This is a genomic window from Helicobacter cappadocius (genome assembly GCF_030688855.1).
GTDB lineage: Bacteria > Campylobacterota > Campylobacteria > Campylobacterales > Helicobacteraceae > Helicobacter_J > Helicobacter_J cappadocius.
Genome location: NZ_JAUYZK010000004.1, coordinates 73,471 through 86,962, shown reverse-complemented (window position 1 = coordinate 86,962; position 13,492 = coordinate 73,471). Strand labels below are relative to the sequence as shown.

11 protein-coding genes are annotated in these 13,492 nt (G+C 32.1%); 8 read left to right on the top strand and 3 right to left on the bottom strand.

The features are described 5' to 3' along the window. Nucleotides 1-26: 26 nt before the first annotated feature. Genes Q5I06_RS03840 through Q5I06_RS03830 form a run of 3 tightly spaced genes read right to left on the bottom strand, consistent with a single transcriptional unit; the run spans nucleotide 27 to nucleotide 3,754 of the window. Nucleotides 27-692: a response regulator gene (locus Q5I06_RS03840; protein WP_305516708.1), complete on the bottom strand. Its 666-nt coding sequence runs from the start codon at nucleotides 690-692 to the stop codon at nucleotides 27-29. Next, nucleotides 679-2,256, bottom strand: coding sequence for a sensor histidine kinase (locus Q5I06_RS03835; RefSeq protein WP_305516707.1), 1,578 nt, complete (start codon nucleotides 2,254-2,256; stop codon nucleotides 679-681). Before Q5I06_RS03835 ends, Q5I06_RS03840 begins: the two co-directional genes overlap by 14 nt. Further along, nucleotides 2,246-3,754: a coiled-coil domain-containing protein gene (locus Q5I06_RS03830; protein ID WP_305516706.1), complete on the bottom strand. Its 1,509-nt coding sequence runs from the start codon at nucleotides 3,752-3,754 to the stop codon at nucleotides 2,246-2,248. Before Q5I06_RS03830 ends, Q5I06_RS03835 begins: the two co-directional genes overlap by 11 nt. A 142-nt stretch (nucleotides 3,755-3,896) precedes the next feature. Between Q5I06_RS03830 and Q5I06_RS03825 the strand changes: the two genes are divergently transcribed. The 8 genes from Q5I06_RS03825 (at nucleotide 3,897) to holA (ending at nucleotide 13,407) form a co-directional block, all read left to right on the top strand. Continuing rightward, nucleotides 3,897-5,543, top strand: a complete 1,647-nt coding sequence (locus Q5I06_RS03825; protein WP_394358141.1) for a cation:proton antiporter domain-containing protein — start codon at nucleotides 3,897-3,899, stop codon at nucleotides 5,541-5,543. 9 nt (nucleotides 5,544-5,552) lie between these two features. Further along, entirely contained in the window at nucleotides 5,553-7,298 is a 1,746-nt protein-coding gene (locus Q5I06_RS03815) for a M3 family oligoendopeptidase (RefSeq protein WP_305516705.1), read from the top strand. Then, nucleotides 7,282-7,764 (top strand): hypothetical protein, encoded by a 483-nt coding sequence (locus Q5I06_RS03810; RefSeq protein WP_305516704.1) that lies wholly within the window; start codon nucleotides 7,282-7,284, stop codon nucleotides 7,762-7,764. The genes Q5I06_RS03815 and Q5I06_RS03810 overlap by 17 nt, the downstream gene beginning before the upstream one ends. A 90-nt stretch (nucleotides 7,765-7,854) precedes the next feature. Continuing rightward, entirely contained in the window at nucleotides 7,855-8,850 is a 996-nt protein-coding gene (gene purM / locus Q5I06_RS03805; RefSeq protein ID WP_305516703.1) for a phosphoribosylformylglycinamidine cyclo-ligase, read from the top strand. A gap of 24 nt (nucleotides 8,851-8,874) precedes the next feature. After that, nucleotides 8,875-9,645: an SH3 domain-containing protein gene (locus Q5I06_RS03800; protein ID WP_305516702.1), complete on the top strand. Its 771-nt coding sequence runs from the start codon at nucleotides 8,875-8,877 to the stop codon at nucleotides 9,643-9,645. Next, nucleotides 9,642-10,436, top strand: a complete 795-nt coding sequence (locus Q5I06_RS03795) for a shikimate dehydrogenase (RefSeq protein WP_305516701.1) — start codon at nucleotides 9,642-9,644, stop codon at nucleotides 10,434-10,436. Before Q5I06_RS03800 ends, Q5I06_RS03795 begins: the two co-directional genes overlap by 4 nt. Further along, complete coding sequence (locus Q5I06_RS03790) at nucleotides 10,437-12,425, top strand: RNB domain-containing ribonuclease (RefSeq protein WP_305516700.1); 1,989 nt, start codon at nucleotides 10,437-10,439, stop codon at nucleotides 12,423-12,425. Continuing rightward, nucleotides 12,418-13,407, top strand: a complete 990-nt coding sequence (holA, locus tag Q5I06_RS03785) for a DNA polymerase III subunit delta (protein WP_305516699.1) — start codon at nucleotides 12,418-12,420, stop codon at nucleotides 13,405-13,407. The genes Q5I06_RS03790 and holA overlap by 8 nt, the downstream gene beginning before the upstream one ends. The last annotated feature ends 85 nt before the right edge of the window (nucleotides 13,408-13,492 follow it).

The window sequence follows — 13,492 nt, the reverse complement described above, 5'->3', positions numbered from 1 at the left end:
CAGATAAAGTCAAGACTCTTAGGTAATTAGCTTTCTTTGATAGTAACATCAGGGTGAATTTTATAAACCTTATTTTTAATTTTGATAAGAAGACCTACTTCAATAAGCTGTTTAAAAGTTTTTACAATAGTTGGCTTGGAGACATTTAAATGAGAAATAATGTCTTCATAAGAACCATAATAAACATGATCTTTATCGCAATTATCGAGCAAAAACTTGATAATTTCTATTTTTTTACCGCCGATAAATGCAGAAATTGCATTAATAAGGAGGTTTTTAGATTCTAGCTCAAGTGCTTGAAGTTTAGGCAATATTGCTTTTTGTAGAGTTGTCAAAAGTTCATCTACATCTAGAGGTTTTAGAATATAACCATCTACTTTTAGACTAATAGCATCTAATAGATAGGGAACTTCGGTATGTGCTGTTGTGATAATCACAGGGCAGTGAGGATTGGTTTTACCTTTCCTAATAGCTTTGATTAGCTCAATACCATTTAGCTTTGGCATAAGGATATCAGTCAAGATCATATCGATGTTGTGAGTATCAAAAATATTCAGGGCTTCTTGACCATTTTTGGCAAGTATCAATCTACCTACATAGTCCTCAAGAACAATTGATGTGATGCGTTGTGTATCTTCATCATCCTCCACATAAAGAACGGTGAGATTTTTGAGATTGCTATATTTGTCCATGTTTATCCTTTTGTTGATTTTGTTTTATAGGTAATTTTATCAAAAAAATAGCCCCATAGTAACTTTTTGCAGAAAATTTGCTTACCCAATTTGAATTTGAGACTGAAATTGTGCCGTACATTTGTTTCTCTATTATCTCTTTGGTCATATAAAGTCCGATTCCAGTTCCTACTGATTTGTGCTTGGTTGTAAAATAAGGTTCAAAAACCTTATCAATAAACTCGTTTTTTATTCCTACTGCATTGTCTTTCATCTGAAAATACAGGTACGATTCTTTAATTTCTGATGAGATTTCACACTCACCATTTTCGATTTTTTGATCAGATATTGCATCATGAGAGTTTTTTATTAGATTTGCAAAAATTTGTGCAAGTGAATTTTCATGCCCATAAAATATTACATCTTCAGGAATGTCAATATGAACATAAATATTTCTTTGTTCTAAAACAGGACTGAGTATTTTTATAGTGTCTTCTATGGTTTTTTTGATTGAAAAATCGTTGCTATTTTTGTTTGGGCGGAAAAAATTTCTAAAATTTTCTATCGTAGCAGACATATTTTTGGCGATTCGTATCCCATCTTCTGTCTGCTCTTCAATGAATTTTTTATCGAGTTTACCATTGTAGAATTTTATTTTGAAGGTTTGTATGAGGATAATCATCGAATTCAGAGGTTGTCTCCACTGATGAGCGATATTTTGTATCATTTCCCCCATGGACGCAAGACGAGCCTGTTGATACATAATTTGATCTTTTTTACGAGATTGTTCAACTTCATGCTTGATGGCTCTTTGAAGATTTTTATTGATTTCTTTGAGTTCTTTTGTTTTCTCATTTACGGTTTCTTGAAGACCTTCATTGATATTTTTTATATACTTTAATACAAGATTAGATAAAAATAAAACCATAAAAATAACCACAAACATAAAAATAACCAAAAGCACCAAAGTCATTTTGTAGATAACATTTGTAGATGAGTTTTTGAGCATTATAATTTTCAAATGCAACGCGATGACGTTTGAGATGAGCTGATTGATTTGGATACTTTGACCTATGAGAATTTTAATATCTGTTTCGTAATTTTTAGATTCTTTGTTATAAAGTCTAGTAAATAAAGCGTCCGTATTTTTTATAATATCATCTACTTTTTGCACTTCTTGTTTTTCCAATTCGGTGCATTGGCGTACTTTAAGATAGTTTTCTTGTGAGAACACTTTACGATAAATTTTTTTAAAATAATCAAAAAAATTCACTTTGGGTTTGTGTTGTTTTTTGTATTGATTCCATAAGAGCAACATTTGATTTCTGTTTGAAGAAATGTCTGTTTTATGATTGATATAGTTCATAATATCAATAATAAAAAAATCTTGAATATTTTTAAGTTTTTGCACCTCTTTAATAGGGCCTGGAAAATTCGTCTCATAGTCATATTTTAAGCCACTTATAGCCAAAAATGAGGTAATACAGATAAGGAAAAATCCAATTGTAATAACCGCAATAAGCATTTTAGTTTGAAGTTGAATGTTTTGTTTGTTAGAAGATGAGTTACGTTCTTTAGTATTCAAGTTTTACTCCCCCTATTGCTCCAGATAAAGCACTCACTAGCATATCGTATTGGATAAATTTGATTTGATTTTCCTCAACTTGAGTTTCTATAGCATCTTGGATATTTTTTTGTTCTTGAGCACATTCGAGTTTTTTTTGCTTTTTTTGATTTATTTGCAAGTTGAGTTCTTCAATTTGCGTTAAGATGGTCTTTTTTTCTTCCAAGTATTTTCCTAGCCCAAGACTAATAGTCTCTTTTTGGATATTTTTATCATTTTCTTTTATATTGTGAATTTGTTTTTTCTTACCTTCATATATAGAATCGATTTTTTCTATGAGTTTATTTTTTTCATCTATTTCTGTCTGTATTTTAGAAATACCTTTTTCTATAAAACTAATGACCTCATTGATTTTTTTCTGATTTTCTTTTAGAGAGTCTATTTTAGCTTGAATTTGATGTTTTTGCGTCAGGGTATTTTCTATTTTTTCTAGACTCCAACGCTCACCTTTAGCATCTGTTATTGGCGGAATAATAATTTCTCTCCCCTCATTTTGAACTGTTTGTCCATTATAAAACGCGATAAAATCCCTCGCACTGCTAGAGCCATTATAGACCATTTGCAGTACAAAATTGGCAACTTTATCAAAAATAATATTTTTGTAGGATCGGATTTTTTCTTCCACAAAGCAAGTTTGGAGTATGCTTGGTATTTTTCCATCCAAAATTTTTTCTAAATGGCTTCTAAAATCCTGAGCGACAAAAAATAAGAAATTTTTTGTAAAGCTTATATTTGACATTCCCTCTAAGTGGGTTTTGGTATTTAGGACATAATCAATGCTATCAATAATCATCTTATCAACATCATATTTTTTTAAATAAGCATTGATTTTAAGTCTATCTCCATCATCAAGAAGCCGTGCAGAATTCAGCTTCTGAACACTTCGAATTTCGTTGCTAAGTTTTACAAATTTAAAATCAAAAATTTTAAAATATGCTCCAAGAGGAGTAAAAAATAACCCATCTCTTGAATTTAGATTAAAAGTCTTGCGAATTGCATTCCTCACAATATCTCGGAAAAGCAGATCATTGTTAAAATCTACACACATTTTTGCATATTCTATAATCATATTGAATTCTTCTTGAGAGAGGGTTTCGTTTGTATCCCCTGTTTTGGATCGAAATTTTTTTTTGTTTTCTTCTAGCCATCGACTTAAAAACATAACACAAAGATTATTTTGAGGATCTTTTACAACAGTAGAAACCTCGATATTTTTATCTTTGTCAAAACGTATGAATGTTCCCATTCCATTTTTGCGATAAAAATCAGCAATAGCTTTTCTGACATGCTCTTTACAATCCTTCTCATTGCTAGTTAAAGAATGTTCCTGGAGGATTTTTTTAAGTTCAGAAGATAGATTTGCAATTATGTTTTGATTGAATTCAATCATATTTCTTGACTGTATGAAGCCTTGTTCAAGCTTATCAAGTGTGATTGCATACAGTAAAGAACAGTCCATTTCACTCCTTTTGAATATAAAATTGCCTTGATTTGGTAATATTATAGCAAAAAAGTAAAGTTCTGATTCTTACTTAAGCAAGGAGATAACCATAGAAGAGACATTTTATATCATTGTCGTAGGTCTTGGAATCTCCATATTAATGAATTTGATACTTAAAAAAATTGACATACCTGTGATTATTGGTTACATACTTACAGGGATTGTTATTGTGTATCTTTTTGGCATAGAAGGTTCTAGGACGCTTTCAGACATTGCAGAATTTGGGATTGTATTTTTGATGTTTATGATAGGACTTGAATTTAGTTTTGATAGGCTCCGTGCCATGAAACAGGAAGTTCTTATATTTGGAATTTTGCAAGTTGTGCTCACTAGCTTATTGTTTTTTGTGCTAAGTTATTATATTTTTGGCCTCTCTTCGGTGCTTTCTCTTGTTATCGCAATGGCGCTTTCACTTTCATCTACGGCCATTGTATTGAAATATTTCGAGGAAAATAAACAACTCAACACCGTTGCAGGAAGAAGCGTAGTGGGTATTTTGATTATGCAAGATATTGCTGTGATACCTATATTGCTTATTTTAGCATTGTTAAGCAATAAGGATGTAAGTCTAGGAGCTATGTTACTCAAGACATTCGTATCAGGGGTTATTGTATTGGCAATTCTTTTGCTTCCTGGTAGGCAATTTGCTACAAGAATTTTAAATCTTGCTGCAAATGCTCGATTGCACGAGTTATTTATGGGTACTGTTTTGCTTATTGTTTTTGGAGCAGCAGCTATTAGTCATTATTTTGGGTTTTCGATGTCTTTGGGTGCATTTATTGGAGGAATGGTAATCTCAAAGTCACGTTATAAATATCAAGTTCAAGCAGATTTGGAACATTTTAGGGACATATTTTTGGGATTATTTTTTGTAACTGTTGGTATGCAGGTGCATTTAGATTTTTTATTCAGCCAATTTTTTGCCATCGTCCTTTTATTATTCTTTGTTATGGGGCTTAAGGTGGGCTTAATTTATTGGGTGCTTAAATTTTTTAGAAGTTCCCAAAGTTCGATTAAAACAGCTCTTTCTCTCTCTCAAATTGGAGAATTTTCTTTCGCAGTATTTTTGAATGCAAATTCTAATAATCTTTTTATTTTTGATGGTACAAGTGGTATTTTGGGATATTTACAGACTAAAGGGATTATTAATATTACTCCTAGTGGCATCCATCAGTTTTTGATTTTAATGGTTATTTTTTCGATGATGATAACACCTTTTATTTTAAAATATCTCAATCCTATTTCAAGCTATTTATTGAAAAAAAACATCAACTATGGACTTAAAAAAGACCAGGCAGTTTATATTCCCATTCCTTTGGAAAATCATATTGTTGTGGTTGGTTATGGCACTTATGGGGTGGAGGTAGTTAATATACTCAAACAAAACAAAGCTAGATATGTTGCACTTGATTATAATATTACGCAAGTTGAAAAGGGCGAAAAAGCCAATGATAATGTAATTTTTGGCAATATTACCCAAGAGAATTTTTTGGAAAAGCTCAAACTAGATCTTGCCAAATGCGTTATTATAACCGTAGATAATACAAGCATTATCAAAGTGATTTGTGATAGAATTTTAGATATTGCACCCAATGCGAATATTATTGCCAAGGTTGATTCTAAGGCAGAGGAAGAAGAGTTAGAAAAACTTAAAATAAATAGTATTAATAGTAAAACAGAAATTGCTGTTTTACTCGCTTCTTACGCATTTTCTGATTTTTCAAAGCCTTGTCATATCAAAAAATAAGGATAAAAAATGAGTCATACTCTTGAACATAAATGGGATCTAAGCTCACTTTTTAAGAGCGAAAAAGATATTCAAGACTACATTCCTAAACTTAAAAAAAGAGCAAAAGATTATGAAAAAAAATATCTCAATACTTTAGAATCGCTCAAAGCGACAGAATTTCAGAGTGCCATAACCGAATATGAGAGTATTATTGAAGGTATTTCAGGGGTAATGACCTATGCTTTTTTAGTATTTGCTACAGATACTAAAAGGGGTGATTTTTATGCTAAATATGAACTTTTGGCTAATGAAATTGAAGAAAGTATAGTGTTTTTTGAAATAGAGTTTTGTCAGCTAGAAGAAAAAAAACAAAAAGAATTTATAAAATACTCTCAAAAATACGCACATTATCTTCAAGGTCTTTTGGATAAAAAAGCACATCAACTAACTTTGGCAGAAGAAAAAATACTTTTAAATACCTCTCCTGTAGGAGTTGGAGCTTTTTCTAGACTATTTGATGAGCATCTTGCTTCGCTGAAAATTCGCTATGAAGATAAGGTTTTGAATGAAGAAGAAATTTTGGCACTTTTGCATCATAACGATAGAGATATTAGGAAAAAAGCTCAAAAATGTTTTAGCAAAGAGTTGCAAAAATCTAGTTTTTTACTCACATATATTTTGAACATGGTGCGAAAAGATCTAGGAATTCAGACCAAACTCAGATCATATGACAAAAAAGAATCTTTTAGACATATTGATAATCAGATTACTCAAAAAAGCGTGGATAGTATGATAGATACTGTGAATGCAAACTTTTCATTTGTGCATCGATACTATAGAGTCAAATCTAAGATTTTAGATTTGACTCTAAGGGATTATGATAGATACGCTCCTATTATGAGTGATGGAGAAAATATTCAATATGAAGAGGCTGTACAATCTGTTCTTAAGGCATTTAAAAATTTTTCCCCAAAATTTTATGAGATTGCCAAAAATGCTCTAAAAAATGGTTGGGTTGATTCCCATCCAAAAGATGGAAAACGTGGAGGAGCTTTTAGTCATGGGTGTATTCCTAGTGCCCATCCTTATGTGCTGCTAAATTTCACAGGCAATAGGCGCGATGCATTTACCATCGCCCATGAATTTGGGCATATGATCCATCAGGAATTGAGCAAAAAAGTAGGTTATCTGAATATGGATACGCCTTTAACTACTGCGGAAACTGCCTCAGTTTTTGCCGAGATGCTTTTATTTGATGATTTAAAAAATAGTCTCTGTGCAGATGAACTTTTTGGTATCTATGCAGGGAAAATAGAAGATATTTTTTCAACCCTTTTTAGGCAAGTGGTGATGACAAATTTTGAGCGAAGAATCCATGATATAGAAGGTGAGCTTAAGGATAAAGATTTTGACAAGATTTGGCGTGAAGAAAATGAAAAAATGTTTGATACATCTTTGAAATTGACGAAAAACTATGATAGATGGTGGAGCTATATTCCTCATTTTATTCATTCACCGTTTTATTGTTATTCTTATAGCTATGGGCAATTGCTGGTTTTAGCATTGTTTGGGTTATACAAAAGTGGCAAAAATAAAGATTTTGTCAATATATATATAGATTTTTTAAGTCGTGGAGGGAGTGAAAGTCCAAAGGAATTGGTTGCAAGGTTTGGTTTTGATATAGAAAGTAAGGATTTTTGGAAGATTGGTATAGGAGAGATCAAAAAAATGCTAGAAGAATTTGAAAGGATATACAATGAACGTATTAAATAAATACAATCAGCTAAACAATAGACATTGTGTTGAAAATATTAAATTCTTAATCGAAAATAAGGTTAATTTTTCTATATTTTGCGAACTTTCTAAAGTAAGTTTCACCCCCGCCTTGCCTGAAGAGATTTTTTCAAAATTTGGACCTTTTGTGTTGTTTGTTCTAGCTGGTTATAGCTTCAGTAGTCTTGTGGTCACAGCTTCAAGTGTAGAGTTTGAAGCTGGATTTGGAAGGGATAATATTGGAAGTTTTGTGAATGTAAAAATAGATGGCATTATTCAACTCATCGTGAAAGATAAAAAAGATGACAATGTTGTGCTGTTTTCGCGAAATGAAGTGAATGAGATTTTTTCTGAGAAAGAAGACAAAAAAGACTCTCTTGAGAGCTCAGCAGCAGCAATTTTTTCTGATCCTCAAAATCAAAAAATTCTCAAGAAGATTCAAAAAATAAAGCCCGGAGGCAAATAGATCGTTTTTGGTTTTTTTGTTGTAATTTGCTTAAAGATTCTTTTTGTGATAAAATTCATGAAGCTACCCTAAATGATAACAAGGAAATAAATGCAATCAATTAGCTACAAAGATTCTGGAGTTGATATTGATGAGGGAAATGCCTTTGTAGAGGGTATCAAACCATATGTAAAGGCAACATTTGACAAGAATGTTATCGGAGGGATTGGATCTTTTGCTGGAGCTTATGAGCTTCCAGGTGGATTTAAAGAACCTGTTATCTTAGCTGCCACTGATGGTGTGGGGACAAAACTTCGTTTGGCTATTGATTCTGATAGACTTGAGGGTGTTGGCATTGATTTGGTTGCCATGTGTGTGAATGATTTGATTTGCAATTTTGCTACTCCAATGTTTTTTTTGGACTATTATGCTAGTGCAAAGTTAGACAAATATAGGGCAATTAGGGTTGTTCAGGGTATTGCTAAGGGTTGTGAAATTGCACAGTGTTCGCTCATTGGTGGAGAAACCGCAGAAATGCCTGGAATGTATCAGCATAAAGATTTTGATCTTGCAGGTTTTGCAGTAGGGATTGCAGAGAAATCAGATTTGCAAAGACAATCCAATATCAAACAAGGCGATGTTTTAATAGCACTTCAAAGTTCAGGAATACATAGCAATGGTTACTCTCTTGTTCGTAAGCTTTTATTTGAAGAATTAAAGATGAAATTTGAAGATCAAATTTGTGGTAAAACTTTGATTGAAACTTTGCTAACACCTACTAGAATTTATGTGGATGATTATAAAAAAATAAAGAATCACATCAATGCTCTCGCCCATATTACTGGGGGCGGAATAGTGGAAAATTTACCTAGAGTTTTACCTAAAGATTTAAGAGCACAGATAGATACAAAACTCATAAAAACATTGCCAATTTTTGATATACTAAAACTAAATCTTGACGAAGATGAGGTTTATAGAGTGTTTAATATGGGTGTTGGAATGATAATTGTTGCTCCTAGGACAAATCTCGATTATATCCTTAAAAACACTGATGGATATGAGATAGGAGAGATAATAACAGCTCCTTGTGGTGTAGATTTAATTTGAAGTTAGATGGGAGTGGGCGAATAAATGAATATCAAATCGTTATTTAAACTATATACAATCCCTATTTTAGCTTTATTTTTTGGGTTTGGTCTTTATTATGTTGTATTTGTGGGTACTAATAAGCAAAAAGAAGACTCAATACCAGAGAGTTTTAATCCCGCTGTTTTGTCCCAACCTGAGATGAATTATAAAGAAGAGGAAAATAAACTTGAGCAGTCCTCAGTTTCTGCTAGTTTAGATAACGGTGAGAATTTTTCTACTGATAAAAAATCAAATCCAGATAAAAAAATTTCAAGTGAGAATTTTAATGTCTCATCACCCATTTATTCATCTGATGTACCCATTGCGACAAATGCCACACAAACTCCTCAGAATTTAGATCATTCTGGTATTTATGTTGCTTTGGGCAAAATACTCAATATCCGAAAATCTCCAAATGTTACTTCTGAAATTGTAGGTAAATTGAGATATAACCAGAAAATAGAAGTTGAAATGATACAAGGAGATTGGGCGAGGCTTAAAAATGGTTGGGTTTATGCTAGATTACTAAAGCCTGTTGAATCAAAACCACAACCTAGTAAAAACACCGCTGAAAAACCTCTCATAGGGTTTTATAAGTCTTTAAAAGTCGTTAATATTCGTCTTGAACCTACGGTATCATCAAAAATTGTTGGAAAGCTCGTTCCAAATCAAATCATTGAGGTCAAAGACATCCGAGATGGTTGGGGAAAAATACAGAATGGTTGGGTCTTGCTTGATTTACTAAGTAAGCAAGGTGATAATTCTAGTTTATGAAACAGTTTTGTGTTTTTGGAAATCCTATTTTTCATTCTAAGTCTCCATTGATACATAATGCTGTATTTTCTGAATTTGGCGATGAGATTGGTTTTTCTGGGTATTATGGACGATATTTGTTACAAGATGGAATGAATTTGAGAAAAACTTTCTTTGAGTTGGGACTTTATGGAGCTAATATTACAATTCCCTTCAAGGAAGATGCATTCAATCAAAGTGATGAAAATAGAGGCATAGCTTCTGTTGTAAAATCTGTCAATACCCTTGTGCTTGAGGGTAAAAAAATAATTGGTTACAATACCGATGCAGAAGGATTCTATCGTACTATTAGTGTGAATGGATTTAAGTCTGCTGTTTTACTTGGTGCAGGTGGGAGTGCAAAGGCTGTTGCACATATTCTTAGAGAAAAGGGCATAGAGTTGCTTGTTTTGAACCGATCTAAAAAACGTTTGGATTCTTTTGTTTCAGATGGATTTAAATGTTCTTTGATGGAGGATTTTTCTCCCCAACCTTTTGATATTGTTATTAATGCAACCCCCGCAGGACTAAAAGATGAAAATTTTCCATTAGATGAAGATATACTCAAAAGAACTTTGAGTATATCAAAAATGGCTTATGACTTGATATATGGAGTTCAAACTCCATTTTTGAAATTAGCACAAAAATTAGGTATTGATTTTAAAGATGGAAAAGATATGTTGATTGAACAGGCAGTCTTGGCATTTGAACTCTTCTGTGATAAGAAGATTTCCGCTGATAAAATCAGAAAACAAATGAAGCTTGTTTTGTAAATGAAGGAGTTTTTATTCGGACTTGCTAATGGCATTAGAAATATCCCTAGAAAATATCAAAATATTTATGAAGAACTCAAAAATAAGGGATTTATACAAGAAAAACAAGGGAATTACCAGATAAAAGAAGGATTTGTTATTGGTAGTGTAGATATTTCTAGATCAGGTAGAGGGTTTTTGCGTAGTTTTTTATCTACAGATCACAAAGATCTTCTAATAGATGGGCTATCAAAATCTATTTCTCAAAACGATATTGTTTTGGTCAAACCCACCAGAATAAAAGGAAGGGTTAGAGCTAAAATTATTCTTTCCCTACATGCAGAAAATCCAGGTATCCTTTGCTATTTGGAAAAAGTAAAAGGTGAAATCATCGCATTTGAGCTTAAAAATCCACATGCCAAACCCATTAGACTTACCGTTTCTCAAAAATCATTACGCGAACTTCCTAGACATTGTTTGCTCAAAGTAGATATGCGTTCTAAAGAAATCAAAGAAGTGTTAGGAAGTATTGATGATCCTCAAATAGACGAAAATATTTCTTTAACACTCTATAATCGAGATGCTGATTTTACACCAGAAGCTTGTGTTTTAGCAGATAGTTTTGGCGAAGGAGTGGATGTTGATATGTATCATGATCGTAAAGATTTACGAACTTTTCCATTTTGTACAATTGATCCTAATGATGCAAAAGACCATGATGATGCAATTTACTTTCACACTCCTAGCAATACATTATATGTTGCTATCGCCGATGTAAGCGAATATGTAAGCTCTGAATCTGCTTTGGATGTACAAGCAAAAAACAGAGGTTTTAGTGTATATTTTCCACACAAAAGTTTTCCAATGCTCCCTAGAAATCTAAGTGAAAATATATGTTCTTTAAAAGAAGGAAAAGATAGGCTTGCTTTTGTATGGCGTTTAAGGCTTCATAGACGAACCTTTGAAGTGATTGATTCAGAACTTTTTGAAGCATTTATAAATAATCATCAAAATATTACTTATGCAGATGTGGATAAACTCTTGAGTGGTAAAAAAATATCCATAAATAAAGAAGTAAAAAGAAGTATTTTAGATTTTTATCCCATTGCAAAAAAACTTCGTTCAAAACGACTGAAAAAAGGCTATGAATTTTTTAATGATGAAATCAAAATGGAGCTAAATCAAGAAGGTTTGCTTACAGAAATAAAGATTGACTTGCAGAGTGACTCTCATATGATAGTTGAAGAAGCAATGTTATTGGCTAACAGAGAGTCAGCAAGATTTTTGAATCAACATTTGGGTGATAATGGCATCTACCGTGTACATAATGCCCCTACTCAAGATAGATTGAATGAACTTTTGTTTGAATGTAAGGCTTTGGGTTACACTCTTCCTTCTTTGCCATACAATCAAGAAAATCTTCATAGTATTATCAGCTCTATTCAAAAACAAGCCACAAAAAAAGATATGCGAAAGCAAATTGATAAAATGATTATCAGATCTCAATCTCAAGCGAGTTATTCCCCGTACAATATTGGGCATTTTGGCTTAGGATTTGACAAATACACCCATTTTACATCACCTATTCGAAGGTATAGCGATTTGCTTTTGCATAGGATTTTAAAACAGATAATTTCCAATTCTCCTCAGTCAGAAAAAAAACTATCCTATTTATTAAGTCATATAAAAACATCTTGTATGCTCTTAAGCGACCAAGAAAGACAAGTTTTTAAAATAGAAGTAGATTTTAAAGATCGTAAATATTCTCGCTGGGCATTAGACCATATAGGTACTGTGGTTACTGGAATTATTGCTGATGAGTCTTATCCTCCTTTAGCAAACGCAATTGATTGCATATATGGGGCTAGAATTACTTTAGATTGCTTGAGTGATGATGTTAAAAAATTTGATGAAGTTAAAATGCAGATTTTAGATGCACATATTCCTAGTGGCAAGATTTTTGCAAAAATTATTAATAAACCTATCAAAAAACGAGCAAAAGATGTATAAAAAAGATTTAGACAAGTTATTAGAAAAATCTTTCCCTAGAGCAACTTTACTCTATGGAGAATCAAATTTTTTGATTTCTTATTATTCTGAAAAAATTGCCAGAAAAATCACCGATAAATCCAATAAAACAACTTTTTATTATAGCGATTATGATTTTAGATCAGTTATGGATATATTGGGTCAGAGCTCTTTATTTGGTGATGAAAGTTTGGTGGTTTTAAAACTAGATAAAAAACTTCCCAAAAAAGACATTGACGGATTATTAAATGCTATTGCAGTAAATACGAATAATTCTTTAATTATTGAATTTTATCGTTCAGATTCTAAGACAAATGCTGAATATGCACAAGATTTCAGAACTTTTGCTTCGGCTTTTAAAGGGCAGGGAGTGATTGATGTAAGATTTTTCGCTCCAAATTTTTATGAATGTATTGCATTGCTAAGAGAACGTGCTAACGAGTTGAATTTAGATATACAAGATCGATTGCTTGGAGTGATTTTGAATTTGCAGAGCAATGATTTAAGCATTGCTCATAATGAGTTGGAAAAATTTACTATTTTTGACAGATCTATTTCAATTGAAGATATTCATAAGCTTTCTTATGGGCTAGGAAGTGTGAGTATTGATGAGCTTTACAATGCAATCTTTGAAAAAAAAGATGCTTTAGAGATATTGCATAAAATTCAAGAAGAAGGGCTTGATGATATTGAAATTTTAAGAGAAATGGAGAGATACTTTTACCAACTATTTTTATTTTTTGCCTATATTAAAAGCAATGGTACTCCAAATGCCAAGGATATACTTGGATTCAGTCCCCCACAAATAATTGTGGATAAACTTGCTTCTAGAGCGATCAAAATCAAAGAAGAAGGTTATCAGAAAATTTTTGAAATGTTTCGAAAATGGCGTAACGTAAGCATGAAGGGCGAAAAAAATTTTAGTCTGAGCGTTTTAATAAAATTACAAGCATATATTAGATAAAATATGGAGTCTTTTTATTCAAAAAAAGTAGCCTTGCTCTTTTTGTTCTAGATTAGATAGTAAAAGGGCGAAAACCATAAGGAGA

What these genes read in the sequence shown, in the direction of transcription:
- Q5I06_RS03795 (WP_305516701.1), top strand. Translation starts at nt 9,642, where the DNA reads ATGAAACAGTTTTGTGTTTTTGGAAATCCTATTTTTCATTCTAAGTCT.
- Q5I06_RS03815 (WP_305516705.1), top strand. Translation starts at nt 5,553, where the DNA reads ATGAGTCATACTCTTGAACATAAATGGGATCTAAGCTCACTTTTTAAG.
- Q5I06_RS03790 (WP_305516700.1), top strand. Translation starts at nt 10,437, where the DNA reads ATGAAGGAGTTTTTATTCGGACTTGCTAATGGCATTAGAAATATCCCT.
- Q5I06_RS03830 (WP_305516706.1), bottom strand. Translation starts at nt 3,754, where the DNA reads ATGGACTGTTCTTTACTGTATGCAATCACACTTGATAAGCTTGAACAA.
- purM (WP_305516703.1), top strand. Translation starts at nt 7,855, where the DNA reads ATGCAATCAATTAGCTACAAAGATTCTGGAGTTGATATTGATGAGGGA.
- Q5I06_RS03810 (WP_305516704.1), top strand. Translation starts at nt 7,282, where the DNA reads ATGAACGTATTAAATAAATACAATCAGCTAAACAATAGACATTGTGTT.
- Q5I06_RS03840 (WP_305516708.1), bottom strand. Translation starts at nt 692, where the DNA reads ATGGACAAATATAGCAATCTCAAAAATCTCACCGTTCTTTATGTGGAG.
- Q5I06_RS03800 (WP_305516702.1), top strand. Translation starts at nt 8,875, where the DNA reads ATGAATATCAAATCGTTATTTAAACTATATACAATCCCTATTTTAGCT.
- Q5I06_RS03825 (WP_394358141.1), top strand. Translation starts at nt 3,897, where the DNA reads ATGAATTTGATACTTAAAAAAATTGACATACCTGTGATTATTGGTTAC.
- holA (WP_305516699.1), top strand. Translation starts at nt 12,418, where the DNA reads ATGTATAAAAAAGATTTAGACAAGTTATTAGAAAAATCTTTCCCTAGA.